The sequence below is a fragment of the Microbacterium sp. STF-2 genome (assembly GCF_034650155.1).
Classification (GTDB): Bacteria; Actinomycetota; Actinomycetes; order Actinomycetales; family Microbacteriaceae; genus Microbacterium; species Microbacterium maritypicum_A.
Genome location: NZ_JARKMW010000002.1, coordinates 543805 through 560055, shown reverse-complemented (window position 1 = coordinate 560055; position 16251 = coordinate 543805). Strand labels below are relative to the sequence as shown.

Sequence of the window (16251 nt, the reverse complement as noted above, 5' to 3'; positions counted from 1 at the left end):
GACATCAGCGGCGGCGATGGTCTTCGGGTGCGAGACGAGGCCCCCGGCGCGGTTCCTGCACACCACTCGCATGGATGAGGCGGACGACGCGTTGTCGCTGTCCGGCCCACGGCGCGAGGAGCTCGATCATCCCGGTGTCATCGGTGCGTGCACCCGTCAGCGCGTGGCCGACCTCATGGGCGAGGTGGTAGTCGCCGATACTGACCGCGTCCGGATCCCCGAGAGCGCGGATGCGCGTCTCCGCCGACGTCCAGACCCCCACGCCGGGAAGGCTCGTGAGCACGCGGTCTCGGTCATCTCCCGAGGCGGCGGCTCTGACGGCTCGGGAGATGCGATCTCCGCGCTCGGCCGCACGCACGATGGTGCGCGACTGGGGCGGCTCGACGCCGGCACGATGCCAGGCCCAGGACGGGATGCGATGCCACTGGTCGGGGGATGGCGCGGCGAACATCGGCCGCGGGGTGGGACCGGGAGCGGGTGCTCCGAACCGCGAGATCAGCCAGCGCCACGCGCCGAAAGCCTGCATGCCGGTCACCTTCTGCTCGATGATCGCGCACGCGAGCGCATCGAACACCTCGTCGGTACGCGTCAGACGCAGCCCCGGGTGGCGTCGTGCGGTGTCGGCGATGAGCGGGTGCAGGGAAGGATCGAAGTCGGAGGCGTCGTCGTGGGCACCGCAGAGCGCGGGCACCAGATCGAGGGCGATGCCCGATCCCGGGCCCCACGCGGTCGCGTGGACCTCGCCGCCGAGCATGCGCAGAGCGAGGGTCGTCGGTCCGAGGGGTGTGCGCAACGCGCGCCAGATGACGGTTCCGTCGATGACCATCGTCGGGTCGTTGCGACCGCGGCGGAGCATGCCGACCGTTCGGTGGAGATCGAGCTCGTGCGGCGGGCGGTAGACGGTCTCCTGAGCAGTGTCCGCGGGGGCGGCGTCCGCCGAGGCGGAGCGCGCTGTCAGGGTCATGCGCCCACCCTACGCGCAGCTGCTGACACCGGCTCCCGGCGACTCAGAAGCGGTCGGGCGAGGGGGTTCCGTGGCCGTAGCGGATGACGACGTCGGCGTGGCGGTCGAAGCGGTAGCCGATGCCGCGCACGGTGCGGACGATGTCCTCATAGCGACCCAGCTTCGCGCGCAGGCGGCGCACGTGCACGTCGATCGTGCGCTCACCGGGCGTCTCGTCGTCCTGGGCCTGCCAGAGCGCGGAGACCAGCTCGCTGCGTTCGATCGTGCGCCCCTCGCGGAGCACGAGGTACTGCAGCAGCTCGAACTCCTTGTATGTGAAGGCGGCGGACTCGCCGTCGATCAGCACGCGCTTGCGGGAGATGTCGACGGTGACGCCCGTCTCCTCGTCCGTGGTGTCCTCTTCCGCAGCGGCCTTGGTGCGCGCGATGGCACCGGGCTCCTGCAGAGCGAGACGGACCACGTCGAGGTCGCGGCCGCCCGATCCGTGCGGGGCGAGAGCGACCGTGGCGTGCGTCTCGGCTCCCGGGGCGAGCTCGGCGAGGGTGCGGCGCAGCGCGTCGACGAGAAGGGGGAGGCTGACGCCGGCTTCGGCGGCCTTGATCTCGTCCAGCCCGACGTAGAGGGCGAAGCCACGGGGTGAGCGCACGGCGGGAAGATCGGCTCCTGCGGCGGACAGGGGCGCGGCGGCTTCGTGCTGCGTGCGGATCGCGGCGGTGGTGGCGGGACGCTCGAGAAGTGCGGTGTTCGACATGATGATGAAGTCCTCAGGACGTGAGCCCGGATCGAGCGGGGCTCTGATGCGTTGCATGAATGACCGGCGGAGCCGGGAAGCGAGCAAGGGTGGATGCTCGGAGACGCTGACCTCGCAGATCGCGAGGAGTTCAGGTCAGGCGGGGTGGCTGTTCGTTCAGCGACACATTCGGCAACACATGCCAACGCGACCGGGCATCATCATCCCGGCAGTCCTGTTCGCCTCCTGGGCGGACAAAGGGCGTGCGTTGGTGGTCATGGGGGGATTATGTCCGATCGTGACGCCCCATGTCAAAACGCCCGGCGGCTCCGGGCGGGCGTAACGTGGTTCGAATGACGATCTCGCACACCGTCGGAGGCTTCATCCTGACCGACGAGAAGGACGCTTCGCGCTACACGCTCATGCGCGACGGGACGCTCGTGAGTGTTCTGGACTACCGGGACGACGGGCGCACCATCGCGCTCACCCGAGCCTTCACGATCCCGACTTTCCGGGGCAACGGCTACGCGGGAAAGGTCGTCGAGGGTGCGGTGGCCGACATCGAGGAGCGCGGTGATCGCAAGGTCGATGCCGTGTGCTGGTACGTGGCCGACTGGTTCACCGCGCACCCGGAGCACTCGGGTCTGCTGCGCTCCCGCTGACTCCCCGGTCATATGACGAACTGTTACGGTCGCTCCCTGCGAGGATGAGCTCATGAAACTCGCCGAGGCCCTCACCGCACGCGCCGACCTGCAGCGCCGCATCGAGCAGCTGCGGGCGCGTATCGTCGCGAACGCCCGCTACCAGGAGGGCGAGGAACCGGCGGAGGACGCGGCCGCGCTGATCGTCGAGGCCGATGCCGCGCTCACGCAGCTGCGCGATCTCATCCGCCGCATCAACGCCACCAACGCGCGCCTCGACCTGGGGGCGGACGGCACCATGACCGATGCGCTCGCCGCCCGTGATGTCCTGCGCCTGCGGCATTCGGTGCTGACCGATGCCGCGACCGCCGCCTCGGGGGCCAACGACCAGTTCCTCCGCCAGATGAGGTCGGAGCTGCGTCAGGTCTCCGCGCTGCCCGTCGCGCCGCTGCGCTCCCGTGCCGACGCCGTGGCTCAGGAGCTGCGCGAGCTCGACAATCGGATCCAGCAGGCGAACTGGTCGAACGACCTCGAGGAGGAGAGCGGAAGTCGGTAGTCACGACGAGGCGGGCACAACCCTCAGCCGGCGGGGCAAGCCGGCACCTGTCGGGCGGAGGGCAGCCCAGATATCGCATCGCGCAGCCCCGCACGCCGCACAGGTGAAGGTGCACACGGCATCTCGCATCACCGCGTGCCGATCATCGTGACGAGGGTGGGTCAGGGGACCTTCCGCTTCCTCCTCCGCAGGGCGTGAGAGCGGTGCTGCGGCACGCCTCGGATGAAATGTCGGAGGGGGTTCGTACGGTGTGAGTATGCGCATCCTGCACACCTCCGACTGGCACATCGGCCGGACGTTCCATGGCAACTCGACCATGGACGCCCTCGCCGAGGTGCTCGGGGCGCTCACCGCGCAGGTTCGCGAGAACGCGGTCGACGTCGTCGTCGTCGCGGGAGACGTCTTCGACTCCGCCACGCCCTCCGGAACCGCATACACCCTGCTCGGCGATGCGCTGGTGGCGCTGCATGAGACAGGGGCGCGGGTGATCGTGACCAGCGGCAACCACGATTCTGCCGCGCGCCTCGGCTTCCAGGCGCGGCTGCTCCGCGAGGGCATCCACGTGCTGACCGACCCGCTCGCGGTGGGAGCGCCTGTGACCGTCAACGATGCGCTCGGGCCCGTGCACTTCTTCGGCATTCCCTACCTCGAACCCGCCATCGTGCGACAGCACTGGCCCGATGGTGACAGCTCCGGGCGCCCGTTGCGCACGCAAGCGCAGACCATGGCTCACGCGATGCACCTGGTCCGCGCCGGCATGGAACAGCACCCGGGGCGCTCGGTCGCGATCGCGCACTGCTTCGCCGCCGGTGTCGACGCCACCGCCGGGCTCGAACGCGAGGTGCGTCAGGGCGGCCTCGACGTCGTGCCGCTGAGCGTCTTCGACGGTCCTGACTACGTGGCGCTCGGCCACATCCACGGGCGTCAGCAGCTCAGCGATCGGGTGCGCTACGCGGGCGCTCCTCTGCACTACAGCTTCGGCGAGCAGCACAAGCCCCGCGGTTCCTGGCTCGTCGACATCGATGCCGAGGGTCTCTCCGGAGTCGAATGGTTGGAGCTGCCGGTGCCGCGCCGCCTCGTCACACTCACGGGCGCGCTCGACGATCTCCTGTCGACCGAACTGGTCGCAGAACACGCGGGCGACTGGGTCTGTGCCGTCTACACCGACGCCGTGCCGCAGACAGAGCCGATGCGGCGTCTTCGCGAGAGCTACCCGTACTGCGCCATGGTGCAGCACCAGCCCTCGGTCACCGCCGAGGCGGACGAGCGCTCCTATGTGCAGCGTCTGCGCACCGCGGTCACCGATGCCGACCGCATCGAGGCCTTCCTCGAGCACGTCAGGGCGGGGCACGGAGCGACGGAGGCGGAGGGCGAGCTGATCCGCGCGGTGCTCGACGAGCGAGTTCGTGCCGAGGCTCTCGTCTAGATGCGTCTTCATCGCCTGGAGGTCGAGGGGTTCGGCCCCTTCCGGTCACGTCAGATCGTCGACTTCGACGCGTTCGCCGACGACGGCATCTTCCTGATCGCCGGACGGACGGGGGCGGGCAAATCCAGCATCCTCGACGCCGTCTGCTTCGGGCTCTACGGCGGAGTGCCGCGCTACGACGGTGGCGAGAAGCGGCTGCGGAGCGACCACTGCGAGCCCGACGATCCCTCCGAGGTCGTCGTCGAATTCAGCACGCCGACCGGCCGCTTCCGGGTGACCCGGTCGCCCGAGTATCTGCGCCCGGCCAAGCGCGGGGGAGGGATGACCAAGCAGGCCTCGGCCGTCGCCCTCGACGAGTGGACGGATGTCGGGTGGATCGGTCGTGCGGCGCGGGCCGTCGATGTCGCCGGAGAGCTCGACGAGATCCTGCAGCTCAGCCGTGAGCAGTTCCTGCAGGTGATCCTGCTCGCGCAGAACCGGTTCTCGGAGTTCCTCCTCGCGGGCAGTCGAGACCGCCAGGCGCTTCTGCGCCGCCTGTTCGGCACCCAGCGGTTCGAAGATGTGCAGGCGCGGTTCGATGAGCGTCGTCGTGTGGCCGAGCACGCTCTGGGCGCCCGGCTCGCGACGGTCGAGGCCCGCGTCGAGGAGGCTGAGCGGCTGGTGTCCGCCGATGGCCTGTCAGGAGAGGGCGATGAGACCCCGCCCGAGACGGTTCGCGCCCCGTCTTCGATCGAAGATCGACTCGACGCCCTCCGACGTGCGAAGGCCCGCGCCGACTACCGCGCAGAGCGTCGAGCATCCGAGCAGGTCGACGCGGAGAAGCGGTCGGCCGCAGCCGACGAGTCTCTCGCCGTGGCGCGGGACGAGCAGCGGGCGCAGCGCGAGCGCGACCGCGCGAGGTCGGCGCTCGAACGACTCGAGGCCGAAGCGCCCCTGATCGACGATGCCCGCGCAGAGCTCGCTGCGGCCCGAGCCGCGGAGGCACTGCGGTCGACGATCGCCGCAGTGGCGCGCGCGCATTCCGCGCTCGCGGTCGCCTCCCGAGACGAACAGGACGCCCACGCGGCGGGCGAGGCGCTCGGTCTCGACGTGGACGGCGACCTCGAGGCCTGGACGGCGGCGGCGACCAGAGAGAGCGGTGCCTGGCAACGCGCGCGAGAACTCGAGGAGAGCGCGCCGACGCTCGACGCCGAAGTCCGCGCAGCGGAGGAGGCGGTCGTGGCAGCGACCGCGCGCATCGAAGCTGCGAACGTGAGGCGTGCCGCGCTTCCCGACGAGATCGCCGCGTTGCACACGCTGCGCGACGAGACCCGTCGCCTCGCCGATCGGGGGGAAGACCGGCAGGCCGCGCAGCAGGCGGCAGAGCTACGCCTCACGGCGGCGCACGAGGTGGAACGGCTGCGAATCGCCGAGATCTCCCTCGAGCAGGAGCTCTCGCAGGCCACCGCGCTGCACGCGGATACGCAGTCAGCTCTGGCGCGACTACGTCAGCGACGAGCCGACGGCATGGCCGGAGAGCTCGCCTCGACGCTCCGCGACGAGCACCCCTGTCCGGTCTGCGGCTCGCTCGATCATCCGGCGCCGGCCACGCATTCGGATCCGGTCTCGCCCGAAGACATCGCCGCCGCAGAGGGCGCGCGAGATGCCGCATCGCAGAAGGAGCGTGATCTGGCGTCGAGCTCCTCGACGTTGCGCGCCGAACTCGCCGCCGTCACCGCCCGCGCCGACGGTCGGGAGGTCGAACAGGCCGAGAGCGATTACGCCGAGGCCGCTGCGACACTCTCGAGCAGCCGTGCCGCCGCCGAGACGCTGAAGACGCTCGACGGTCGCATGGACGAACTCGTCGCCCGTGTCGAACTCCTCGACGCCGAGCGGGAAGACGATGCCAGGGCTCTCGCAGAACTGCGCGAACGGCATGCGCTCCTCCGCCAGCGCAGCGCGGAGGCACACGAGCTGATCGCCGAGGCGCGGGGCGGTTTCGACACGGTTGCCGCACGGATGTCCGACACCGAGGCGAAGATCGCCGCGGCGCGCGCCGTGATCCATGCCATCTCGGAGCGGGCACGCAGGGTCGAAGCTCTCGCCGAAGCCGAGGCGGAGCGCGAGGCCGCGCTCGCAGACTCCGTGTTCGATGACGTGGCGGCGGCGGAAGACGCTCTGCGCTCGGCCACAGAGCAGGAGGCGCTCGACACGCGGATCGCGCAGCATGCGGTGCAACGAGAGAAGGAACGGGCCATCCTGTTCGACCTCGAGTTGCGCACGCTGCCGGAAGAGCCGATAGACCTCGCGCCGGCCGAGCAGGCATCGGCGGACGCGCGCAGCGTCTGGACGCGCGCGGTCGACGAAGCCGCCAGAGCCGCGGGAACCGCAGAGCGGCTCGGAGGGCTGATCGACTCGGCTTCGGACGAGCAGGCTCGCACCGCCGACGATGCCGCGGAGTTCGAGGTGCTGCAGAACCTCGCCGACACGATCGCGGGGCGAGGTGCCAACACCCGCAAGATGACGCTGGAGACGTTCGTGCTGGCCGCGGAGCTCGAGGAGATCGTCGAGGCGGCCAACCGTCGACTGCACGACATGTCCGCCGGTCGGTATCAGCTGCAGCACTCCGATGCGCTCGCTGCCCGCGGGGCGGCATCCGGACTCGGCATCGTGGTCTTCGACGCCTTCACCGGGCAGACCAGGCCGCCGCAGTCGCTGTCAGGGGGCGAGACGTTCCTCACATCGCTCGCCCTCGCCCTCGGACTGGCCGAGGTCGTGACCGCGCGCGCGGGCGGCATCCGTCTCGACACGCTCTTCATCGACGAAGGATTCGGTTCCCTCGACGGCGACACGCTCGATGTCGCCATGCGAACTCTCGACGAACTACGGCAGGGGGGCCGCACCGTCGGAGTGATCAGTCACGTCGAGGCCATGCAGGAGCAGATCCCCGCCCAGCTCACGGTGCGCGCACTGCCGAACGGACCCAGCGTCATCGAGGCGCGCTGACCCGAGACCGAGGCTGACGCGAGCGCGGGAGGGCGCCCCCTTCGTCAGACGCCGTACTCGCTGCGGATGAAGTCGCGCAGCTGCACGCTGCATCGTGCGACGGCCTCGCGCCAATCCATCAGCGCACCGTCCTCAGCCTGATCGGAGACGGCGCGGAACACGCGGATCGGCACATCGAACTGTGCGGCGACCCAGATGAAGGCGTACGTCTCCATGTCGACCAGGGCCGCCCCCGACGGACGGATCACGGCGGTGACTTCGGCGTCCTCCACGAAGTGGTCACCGGTGGCGATCAGAACACCTTCCCTTCCGGTGCTGACGCGCGCCGGAAGGGAGACGTGCTGGCCACGGACGCCGTCGAGGTCGGTCACGTCGTGCTGGAATGCGGTTCCGACCTCATGCACGGTCGCCTCGAGAGCGGGGTCGATCGCGCCCGCCGTGCCCACGACCACGATCTCGTCGTAGACCCGGGCATCGAGCGCGCGGGTGAGCGCATACGTCGCCGGCAGCTTGCCGGGGCCGGTCACGAGTCGGTCGAAGCCGTCCAGCTCTTCCGGGAAGGCGGACAGTTCGGAATCAAGGGCAGCGACGAGGAGCTTCACCGCCCCATTCTCTCAGGACTTCACTGGCAGGAACGTGCGAACGCCGCGGCGTCACCCGTGCGTAACACAGAGGGGCGATACTGATTCGAGGACAAGACGGAGGATGACATGTCGTTGCAGCAGCAGATCTCTGAAGACCTCGGCGTCCGGCCGGAGATCGACCCGGAAGCCGAGGTCGAGCGCCGGGTCGGGTTCCTCGTCGAGTACCTTCGCTCGACCGGCGCGAAGGGCTTCGTGCTCGGCATCTCCGGTGGGCAGGACTCCACGCTGGCCGGACGCCTTGCACAGCTCGCGGTCGAACGGGTGCGGTCCGAGGGAGGCGAGGCGAAGTTCCTCGCCGTGCGTCTGCCCTACCGCGTGCAGCACGACGCGGCAGACGCCGAGGCCGCCCTCGAGTTCATCGCACCCGACTCCTCGGTCGAGGTCAACATCCAGAACGGTGTCGACGGGGTCGAGGAGGACATCGAGTTCGCGGTCACGAGCGACATCAGCGACTTCAACCGCGGCAACATCAAGGCCCGCGTCCGCATGGTCACGCAGTACGCACTCGCCGGCCACGACGGGATGCTCGTCATCGGCACCGATCACGCCGCCGAGGCCGTGACCGGCTTCTACACGAAGTTCGGCGACGGTGCGGCTGACGTCCTGCCGTTGTCGGGGTTGAGCAAACGGCAGGGGCGTTCACTGCTGCAGTTCCTCGGTGCTTCGGACCGCCTCGCGTTCAAGGTGCCGACCGCCGACCTGCTCGACGGCCAGCCCGGCCGTGCCGACGAGGACGAGCTGGGTCTCACCTACGAGCAGATCGACGACTTCCTGGAAGGGCGCGACGTCGAGCCCGAGGTCGCCGGCCGCATCGAGGCGAGGTACCTCGCGACGCAGCACAAGCGCCATCTTCCGGTGACGCCCGACGACACCTGGTGGCGCTGACCCGCTTTCCCGGGAGGTCCACGCTTTCGCCCGTGTCGGATGCCGCGGATAGTGTCGAAGCATCCGACAGAACGGGAGCATCGTGCGGATCGACACTCAGGCGCAGCGCGTCATCTGGAGCGCGAGCGACCTCAAGGCGGCCGCGGAGTGCGAGTTCGCGTGGTGTCGGGCGATCGACGCGAAGCTCGGAAGAGTGCCTGCGGTCGAAGAGCCGGAAGACGCGACCCTGAAGCGGGCCGCCGAGTTGGGCGATGTGCACGAGCAGAACGTGCTGGCCCGCTACATCGACGACCTCGGTGACGAGAAGGTCCACCGCATCGAGAAGGTCTCTTCCGTCGATGCCGATGCATTGGCGGATGCGGTCGACGAGACCATTGCCGCCCTCCGCTCGGATGCGGAGGTCGTCTTCCAGGCGGCTTTCGCGACCGAGGAGTTCGTCGGTTTCGCCGACTTCCTCCGCACGGATCACGACGGCCGCTGGCGGGTGCAGGACTCCAAGCTCGCCCGCAAGGCCCGCGTCACGGCGCTCATGCAGCTGGCGGCATATGTCGACCAGCTCGATCGCCTCGGCATCCCGCGCTCCGACGAGGTCGACCTCATCCTCGGCGACAGCACGCTCAGCACGCACGCCGTCGACGATCTCCTTCCGCTGTTCCAGGTGCGGCGGGCGCGACTGCGTGCCCTCATCGCCGATCGACGCATCGCCGACGGCGCGGCGGGCGCGCCGCTCGCATGGGGCGATGATCGCGGCGACCTCCAGATCGTGGCCTGTGGCCGCTGCGCCACCTGCGAGGAGCAGGTGCTCGCGCATCGCGACCTCCTGATGGTGGCGCGGATGCGTCCGGTGCAGCGAGCACGTCTGCGGGCATCCGGCATCGAGACGATCGACGAGTTGGCCGTGGCACCCGACGCTCCCGCGGGCATGAACGTCGACACGTTCGAGACTCTCCGAGCCCAGGCGCGTCTGCAGCTGCGTGCTGACGCCGAGGGAGCACCGACATTCGACGTCCACTACGCGCAGGCGATCCACACACTCCCGCTGCCCAGTCACGGCGATATCTTCTTCGACTTCGAGGGCGACCCGCTCTACACCGAACCCGCTCCCGACGGCGAGGCGCTGTGGGGGATCGACTACCTCTTCGGCTGGGTCGACAACGCTGACCAGTACTCGGCGTTGTGGGCTCATACCTTCGCCGACGAGAAGCGGGCTCTCGAGACGTTCCTCGACTTCGTCAATGCGCGCAGGCTGGCGCATCCCGGCATGCACATCTACCACTACGCGCCGTACGAGACCTCGCACCTCGTGGCTATGGCCGCGCGACACGGCGTGCGCGAGGGCGAGGTCGATCGCCTGCTCCGCGAGGGCGTGTTCGTCGACCTCTACCCGCTGGTGCTTCGGACCGTTCGCGTCGGCTCCCGGTCGTACTCGATCAAGAAGCTCGAACCGCTCTACATGGGCGAAGACGTGCGCACCAGCGACGTGCAGAAGGGCGACGACTCGATCGTGCAGTACGTCGCGGCGCGCGAGCTCGCGGCGGCGGGGGAGCAGTCTGAGGCCGAAGCGGTGCTCGCCGACCTCGCGGACTACAACCGCTACGACTGCGTGTCGACACGACGCCTGCGCAACTGGCTCATCGACATCGCTCGCCAGAAGGGGGTGACGCCCGCGCCGCCCGACGATGCGGACGAGGTCATCTACGAACCGTCGCCCCGTTCCGTGGCCCTGCTCGCCGATGCGGAACGCGCCGTGGAAGGCGGCGGCGACGGGCTCGTGCACCGTATCGCCGCCGCGGCCATCGACTACTTCCCCCGCGAGGCGAAGAGCTTCTGGGTGTCGCATTTCCAGCGGCTGCGAGAGCCGGTGACGATGTGGGACGGCACGCGTGATGTGGTGAAGGTCGATCGCCCGTCGTCGGTCGTGCGCCGCGAGTGGAGCATCGGCGAGGGGCGACGCGTGATGTCGCGTGACATCGAGATCCGCGGCGAGGTGTCGCCGGGCACGACGCTCGGTCCCGGCGCCCAGCCGTTCGCTCTCTACGAGGTCCCGGCTCCCTTCGACACCGAGGTGCCCTCACGCGCGGTCCATGTGCCGCACACCGTCACGGTGGTCGAGGTGCTCGACGATGGCTACCTCGTCACAGAGTCGGCCGTGCAGGGCCAGACCTGGGATGAGCTGCCGCTCGCACTCACGCCGGCAGCGCCCCCACGGGTGGTCTCGCTGCAGGGTGCGATCGATGAGTGGGCGGATGCCGTGCACGTCGCCGCCCCCGGCTTCCCGCATGATGCGGCGACCGACATCCTGCGTCGTATCCCCCCGCGCACGACATCGGGTGAAGCACTGCCCCCGGCGGGCGATGACACGATCGACGCGATCGTGCGTGGTGTGCTCGACCTCGACCGCAGCTATCTCGCCGTGCAGGGCCCTCCCGGGACGGGGAAGACCTATACGGGATCGCGGGTGATCGCACGCCTGGTGAACGAACACGGTTTCAAGATCGGCGTCGTCGCGCAGTCGCATGCCATCATCGAGACCCTTCTCGCGCGCGTCGTCGCCGACGGTGTCCCGCCGGCGCAGGTCGCGAAGGCGCCGAAAGATCCCGATGCAGAGCCGGCGTACACCGTGATCCCGAAGAACGGCATGGCATCCTTCCTCGCCGAGCATGCGGGTGAGGGAGCTGTCGTCGGCGGCACGGCCTGGGATTTCAGCAACACACAGCGTGTCGACCGTGCCGGACTCGACCTTCTCGTGATCGACGAGGCGGGCCAGTTCTCGCTCGCCTCGACGATCGCCGTCGCGGCCGGGGCGAAGCGGCTGTTGCTCCTCGGCGACCCGCAGCAGCTCCCGCAGGTGAGCCAGGGCGCCCACCCCGAGCCGGTCGACACGTCTGCGCTCGGCTGGGTGATGGACGGTGACCCGGTCGTGCGATCCGAGTACGGCTACTTCCTCGCACGATCCTGGCGGATGCATCCCTTCGTGGCCGCGCCGGTGTCGAAGCTCGCCTACGCCGGACAGCTCGCCTCGGCCCCCGGAACCGAACTCCGGGCGCTCGACGGCATCGAGCCGGGACTGCACGTCGTGCCGCTGCGTCATCGCGGCAATGCGACCCAATCGCCCGAGGAGGCCGCGGAGGTCGTGCGACTCGTGCGCGATCTGGTCGGGAGAACGTTCACCGACAACGACCCCGACGCCTCGACGAGGCCGCTCGCGCCGTCCGACATCATCGTCGTCACGCCCTACAACGCGCAGCGTCAGCTGGTGCTCGACGCGCTTTCCGACGCGGGCTTCCCCGACGTTCCTGTGGGCACGGTCGACAACTTCCAGGGCAAGGAGGCTGTCGTCTCGATCACCTCGCTGGCGGCATCGAGCGGGAGGGATGCCCCGCGCGGCCCCGAGTTCCTGCTGCTGCAGAACCGGCTCAACGTGGCGATCTCCCGTGCGCAGGTCGTCGCCTACCTGATCCACTCGCCCGCGCTGCTCGACGATCTGCCGTACACGCCGGAGGGGGTGGCTCGGCTCAGCGCCTTCGCCCGCTTGGTCGGTGCGGCGGAATGAGCGAGTCGACGCACGCGCACTCGACAGACGAGATCCTGCGCGCGGCTGCGGCCTGGGTGTGGTTCCCGCGCGACAGCGAGCACGAGCGCAGTGAGCTGCTCCTCGTGCGGGATCCGTCGAGATTCGGCGGCGGAGTCCGCGGTTCCCAGGTGAGCTCCGTCCTCGATCCCACGGAGATCGTCGACCATGCTCTGGAGTGGACGGGAGCGTGGGGCGCGTCGAGATTCACCTTCTGGACGAACCCCTCCGACCGTCCGGACATCGAGGAGGAGCTTCGTCGGCGGGGAGCGGAGCATATCGACACGGTGGCGGTGTTCGCTCGACCGGTCGATGGCGCCGCAGCAGTCGATGTGCCGGACGACATCACCGTCGAGGTCGTGCGCACGCTGGAGCAGGTGCGTGACGTCGACGCGGTCAACGTGCCCGTGTGGCAGCAGGAGCCCCTCGACCCGCAGGGACTGCGGGCGGAGCTCGCCGAGGTGACGACGGCGCTCGAGACTCGCGAAGGCTTCCGGATTCTCGCGCGGATCGGCGGCCGGGCGGTCAGCACCGGCGGGTGCACGATCGACGGTGGATTCGTCCGGCTCTGGGGTGCTTCGACACTGCCGGAGTACCGTGGTCGCGGCGCGTACCGCGCGGTCCTCGCCGAACGCCTCCGAGAAAGCGCAGCCTGGGGAGCGACGACGGCGCTCGTCAAGGGGCGCATCTCGACGTCGGCGCCGATCCTGGCGCGCGCCGGCTTCACCCACTTCGGCGACGAGCGCGCCTACCGCCTGACTCTCGAGGCCTGACCCCGTCGGGGCAGGTCAGCGTCAGACCGTGCCGTAGAGCCGATCGCCGGCGTCGCCGAGTCCGGGCACGATGTACCCCTTCTCGTCGAGGCGCTCGTCGAGCGCGCCGAGCACGAGGGTCACATCGCGGTCGCCCGCCATCGCCTCGATCGCGGCGACGCCCTCCGGGGTGCCGAGCAGGCAGATCGCCGTGACGTCCTTCGCACCGCGGTCGAACAGGAACTGGATCGCGGCGGCCAGCGAACCCCCGGTCGCGAGCATCGGGTCGATCGCGAAGCACTGACGGTCGCTCAGATCGTCGGGCAGACGCTCGGCGTAGGTCGTCGGCTCGAACGTGGTCTCGTCGCGCACCATGCCGAGAAAGCCGACCTCGGCGGTCGGGAGCAGCTTCACGAGGCCTTCGAGCATGCCGAGACCGGCACGCAGGATCGGCACGACGATCGGTCGCGGCTCCGAGATCTTCACGCCCGTCGTGGTGGTCACCGGGGTCGTGATCTCGATCGGGCTGACCTTCACGTTGCGTGTCGCCTCGTACGCGAGCAGCGTGACGAGCTCCTCCGTGAGCTGCCGGAAGACCGGCGACGGCGTGCGCGCATCGCGCAGTACCGAGAGCTTGTGAGTGATGAGAGGGTGGTCGGCCACGTGAACACGCATGGATACAGGGTAATGCGCCGCGCGGTCGGGCACGACATCGAAGCTCCGCCCGCGCTCGGCGGCTGTCGTAGGCTCGACGCATGACCGCTGCAGACGACCTCGCGATGCAGCGCGCCCTCGTGCTCGCCGCCGAGGCGGCCGCGGCATCCGAGATCCCCGTCGGTGCCGTCGTGATCGACGGGGGAGGGCGGATCATCGCCGAAGGGCGCAACACCCGCGAGGAGACCCACGATCCGACCGGTCACGCCGAGATCGAGGCGCTGCGGCGCGCGGCGGCGTCCGTCGGTTCCTGGAACCTCGACGGGCACACGCTCGTGGTCACCCTCGAGCCGTGCATCATGTGTGCCGGTGCCATCCTGCAGTCCCGCGTCGGCCGTGTGGTGTTCGGAGCCTGGGACGACAAGGCCGGCGCGGCCGGGTCCATGTACGACGTGCTGCGCGATCGCCGACTGCCTTACCGGGCCGAGGTCATCGGCGGCGTCCAGGCCGACGCGGCCACAGCGGTGCTGCGTTCGTTCTTCGAGCAGCGTCGCTGAGTCGAGCCCCACTCAGTCGGACGACTTCAGCACGAAGACGTCGGTCGAGGGCTCGGGGTCGATCGCCGGGCGGTACACGTCGGGCTCGATGTAGACGATCCGCGCCACCGGAACGGCCTCGCGGATACGGGCCTCGATCGCGTTGATGTCGTCGGCGGCCTCGCGCAGCGGCTTGTCGGCGTTCAGCGCGATCTTCGCGGCGACCATCAGCTCGTCCGGGCCGAGGTAGAGCGTCTTCATGTGGATGATCTTCTCGATCTCGTCGCCCGCGTTGATCGCGTCCACGATACGGTCGTGGTCCGCCTGCGTCGCGCCTTCACCGACCAGGAGGCTCTTCGTCTCGACGCCCAGCACGATCGCGATCAGCACCAGCAGCACACCGATCATCACGGTGCCGAGTGCATCGAACATCGGGTTGCCCGTGATGAGGGTGAGGCCGACGCCGAGAAGGGCGAACGTGAGGCCGGTCAGCGCTCCCACGTCTTCGAGCAGCACGACCGGGAGCTCAGGTGCCTTCGAACGGCGCACGAACGACACCCACGACTGGCCCTTCTCCCGCACGAGGTTGCTCTCGCGCACGGCGGTGCGCAGCGAGAAGGATTCGAGCCCGATCGCGACGACGAGCACGACGAGCGGCAGCCACCACCACGTCTTGTCGAGCTCGTGCGGATTCGTGAGCTTCTCGACGCCTTCGTAGATCGCGAAGAGGCCGCCGACCGAGAAGAGGATGATCGAGACGACGAAGGCGTAGACGTAGCGCTCTCGCCCGTACCCGAACGGGTGCGCACGGTCGGCCTCGCGTCGGGCCTTGCGCCCTCCCAGCATCAGCAGCAGCTGGTTTCCGGAGTCGGCGACGGAGTGGATCGCCTCCGCGAGCATCGAGGCAGACCCGGAGAGGGCCCAGGCGATGAACTTCGCGAGGGCGATGCCCATGTTCGCCAGGAACGCCGCGACGATGGCCTTGTTGCCTCCGGATGCACTCATGGGACGAGTCTAGAACCGCCCGCCCGAGGATGTCGGAGTGCCCGCCGTAGGATGACGACATGGCTGACTCGCTTCCTTCGCTCGCTTTCCTCGGTGCCGGCTCGATGGGTGGTGCGATCCTCCGTGGGGTGGTCGCCTCGGGTATCCCCATCGACGGCGGCATCGCCGCGACGAACCGCACCGCGGAGAAGGCGGAGGCATTCGCCGGGCTCGACGGCGTCACGAGCATCGCGCTCGCCGAGCGGCCGGACGGCAACGCCGAGGCGGTGGAGGGCGCCCGCATCGTGCTGGTCGGCGTGAAGCCGGCCATGGTGCCCGACCTGCTCCGCGAGATCGCCCCGCACCTCGCCGCCGACACGATCGTGGTGAGCGTCGCCGCCGGCGTCACGCTGCAGACCTTCGCCGACGTGCTCGGTGCGGATGCCCGCGTCATCCGCTCCATGCCCAACACCCCGTCGACCGTCCGCAAGGGGGTCACGGGAATCGCGGCAGGCGCCGCGGTCTCGGACGATGACCTGGCTCTGGTGCGTCGCCTCTTCCAGACCGTCGGAGCCGTGGTCGAGGTGCCCGAGTCGCAGATCGATGCGCTGTCGACGATCTCGGGCTCCGGTCCGGCGTACGTCTACCTGCTGATCGAGGAGTTCACGAAGGCCGCGGTGGGCATGGGGTTCGACGACGCCGACGCCCGCCTGATGGTCGAGCAGACGTTCATCGGCGCGACGGCGCTGCTCGACGCCTCGGGCGAAGACCCGACGGAACTTCGTCGTCGGGTCACCAGTCCGAAGGGGACGACCGAGCGTGCGGTCGCCGTGCTGCAGGACGCGCATCTCGAACGCACCTTCGCCGATGCCGCCGCTGCGGCTCTCGCGCGTGCCAGGGAACTCGCCGCCGGGGCGTGAGTG

Annotated in this window: 14 protein-coding genes; 9 read left to right on the top strand and 5 right to left on the bottom strand. The window is 69.4% G+C overall.

Annotated features, from left to right (window positions below; all coding sequences use genetic code 11):
* Positions 1-4: 4 nt before the first annotated feature.
* Together MicroSTF_RS16635 and MicroSTF_RS16630 are read right to left on the bottom strand one after the other, a co-directional pair.
* Positions 5-964 (bottom strand): DNA-3-methyladenine glycosylase 2 family protein, encoded by a 960-nt coding sequence (locus MicroSTF_RS16635; protein ID WP_322957208.1) that lies wholly within the window; start codon positions 962-964, stop codon positions 5-7.
* 43 nt (positions 965-1007) lie between these two features.
* The gene (locus MicroSTF_RS16630) at positions 1008-1715 is read right to left on the bottom strand and encodes a winged helix-turn-helix domain-containing protein (RefSeq protein ID WP_021198080.1); all 708 of its coding nucleotides are present in this window, start codon (positions 1713-1715) and stop codon (positions 1008-1010) included.
* Positions 1716-2047: 332 nt separating this feature from the next.
* Here MicroSTF_RS16630 and MicroSTF_RS16625 point away from each other — a divergent pair, with 332 nt between their 5' ends.
* The 4 genes from MicroSTF_RS16625 (at position 2048) to MicroSTF_RS16610 (ending at position 7302) form a co-directional block, all read left to right on the top strand.
* Entirely contained in the window at positions 2048-2356 is a 309-nt protein-coding gene (locus tag MicroSTF_RS16625) for a GNAT family N-acetyltransferase (RefSeq protein WP_021198079.1), read from the top strand.
* A 52-nt stretch (positions 2357-2408) separates the two neighbouring features.
* Complete coding sequence (locus MicroSTF_RS16620) at positions 2409-2891, top strand: DIP1984 family protein (protein ID WP_021198078.1); 483 nt, start codon at positions 2409-2411, stop codon at positions 2889-2891.
* Positions 2892-3147: 256 nt separating this feature from the next.
* Positions 3148-4317: an exonuclease SbcCD subunit D gene (locus MicroSTF_RS16615; protein ID WP_322957203.1), complete on the top strand. Its 1170-nt coding sequence runs from the start codon at positions 3148-3150 to the stop codon at positions 4315-4317.
* Positions 4318-7302: an SMC family ATPase gene (locus tag MicroSTF_RS16610; RefSeq protein WP_322957201.1), complete on the top strand. Its 2985-nt coding sequence runs from the start codon at positions 4318-4320 to the stop codon at positions 7300-7302.
* Positions 7303-7346: 44 nt separating this feature from the next.
* Here MicroSTF_RS16610 and MicroSTF_RS16605 read toward each other — a convergent pair whose 3' ends face one another.
* Positions 7347-7904: a nucleoside phosphorylase gene (locus MicroSTF_RS16605; protein WP_322957199.1), complete on the bottom strand. Its 558-nt coding sequence runs from the start codon at positions 7902-7904 to the stop codon at positions 7347-7349.
* 108 nt (positions 7905-8012) lie between these two features.
* Between MicroSTF_RS16605 and nadE the strand changes: the two genes are divergently transcribed.
* The 3 genes from nadE to MicroSTF_RS16590 all read left to right on the top strand — a co-directional run bounded on the left by nadE (position 8013) and on the right by MicroSTF_RS16590 (position 13175).
* A complete protein-coding gene (gene nadE, locus MicroSTF_RS16600; RefSeq protein WP_021198074.1) occupies positions 8013-8831 on the top strand; it encodes an ammonia-dependent NAD(+) synthetase in 819 nt (272 codons plus the stop codon).
* An 82-nt stretch (positions 8832-8913) separates the two neighbouring features.
* The gene (locus MicroSTF_RS16595) at positions 8914-12384 is read left to right on the top strand and encodes a TM0106 family RecB-like putative nuclease (RefSeq protein ID WP_322957196.1); all 3471 of its coding nucleotides are present in this window, start codon (positions 8914-8916) and stop codon (positions 12382-12384) included.
* On the top strand, positions 12381-13175 hold the full coding sequence (locus tag MicroSTF_RS16590) for a hypothetical protein (protein WP_322957194.1): 795 nt from the start codon (positions 12381-12383) through the stop codon (positions 13173-13175). Before MicroSTF_RS16595 ends, MicroSTF_RS16590 begins: the two co-directional genes overlap by 4 nt.
* Before the next feature lie 21 nt (positions 13176-13196).
* Here MicroSTF_RS16590 and upp read toward each other — a convergent pair whose 3' ends face one another.
* The gene (upp, locus tag MicroSTF_RS16585; protein ID WP_021198071.1) at positions 13197-13829 is read right to left on the bottom strand and encodes a uracil phosphoribosyltransferase; all 633 of its coding nucleotides are present in this window, start codon (positions 13827-13829) and stop codon (positions 13197-13199) included.
* An 80-nt stretch (positions 13830-13909) separates the two neighbouring features.
* Between upp and tadA the strand changes: the two genes are divergently transcribed.
* Positions 13910-14365 (top strand): tRNA adenosine(34) deaminase TadA, encoded by a 456-nt coding sequence (gene tadA, locus MicroSTF_RS16580; protein WP_021198070.1) that lies wholly within the window; start codon positions 13910-13912, stop codon positions 14363-14365.
* Positions 14366-14377: 12 nt separating this feature from the next.
* Here the strand turns inward: tadA and MicroSTF_RS16575 are convergent, their stop codons facing one another.
* Positions 14378-15349 (bottom strand): cation diffusion facilitator family transporter, encoded by a 972-nt coding sequence (locus MicroSTF_RS16575; protein ID WP_021198069.1) that lies wholly within the window; start codon positions 15347-15349, stop codon positions 14378-14380.
* A gap of 59 nt (positions 15350-15408) precedes the next feature.
* Here MicroSTF_RS16575 and proC point away from each other — a divergent pair, with 59 nt between their 5' ends.
* Complete coding sequence (gene proC / locus MicroSTF_RS16570) at positions 15409-16248, top strand: pyrroline-5-carboxylate reductase (protein WP_021198068.1); 840 nt, start codon at positions 15409-15411, stop codon at positions 16246-16248.
* The last annotated feature ends 3 nt before the right edge of the window (positions 16249-16251 follow it).

Coding starts and splice junctions, on each gene's coding strand:
- MicroSTF_RS16635 (WP_322957208.1), bottom strand. CDS start 964: ATGACCCTGACAGCGCGCTCCGCCTCGGCGGACGCCGCCCCCGCGGAC.
- MicroSTF_RS16630 (WP_021198080.1), bottom strand. CDS start 1,715: ATGTCGAACACCGCACTTCTCGAGCGTCCCGCCACCACCGCCGCGATC.
- MicroSTF_RS16625 (WP_021198079.1), top strand. CDS start 2,048: ATGACGATCTCGCACACCGTCGGAGGCTTCATCCTGACCGACGAGAAG.
- MicroSTF_RS16620 (WP_021198078.1), top strand. CDS start 2,409: ATGAAACTCGCCGAGGCCCTCACCGCACGCGCCGACCTGCAGCGCCGC.
- MicroSTF_RS16615 (WP_322957203.1), top strand. CDS start 3,148: ATGCGCATCCTGCACACCTCCGACTGGCACATCGGCCGGACGTTCCAT.
- MicroSTF_RS16610 (WP_322957201.1), top strand. CDS start 4,318: ATGCGTCTTCATCGCCTGGAGGTCGAGGGGTTCGGCCCCTTCCGGTCA.
- nadE (WP_021198074.1), top strand. CDS start 8,013: ATGTCGTTGCAGCAGCAGATCTCTGAAGACCTCGGCGTCCGGCCGGAG.
- MicroSTF_RS16590 (WP_322957194.1), top strand. CDS start 12,381: ATGAGCGAGTCGACGCACGCGCACTCGACAGACGAGATCCTGCGCGCG.
- upp (WP_021198071.1), bottom strand. CDS start 13,829: ATGCGTGTTCACGTGGCCGACCACCCTCTCATCACTCACAAGCTCTCG.
- tadA (WP_021198070.1), top strand. CDS start 13,910: ATGACCGCTGCAGACGACCTCGCGATGCAGCGCGCCCTCGTGCTCGCC.
- MicroSTF_RS16575 (WP_021198069.1), bottom strand. CDS start 15,349: ATGAGTGCATCCGGAGGCAACAAGGCCATCGTCGCGGCGTTCCTGGCG.
- proC (WP_021198068.1), top strand. CDS start 15,409: ATGGCTGACTCGCTTCCTTCGCTCGCTTTCCTCGGTGCCGGCTCGATG.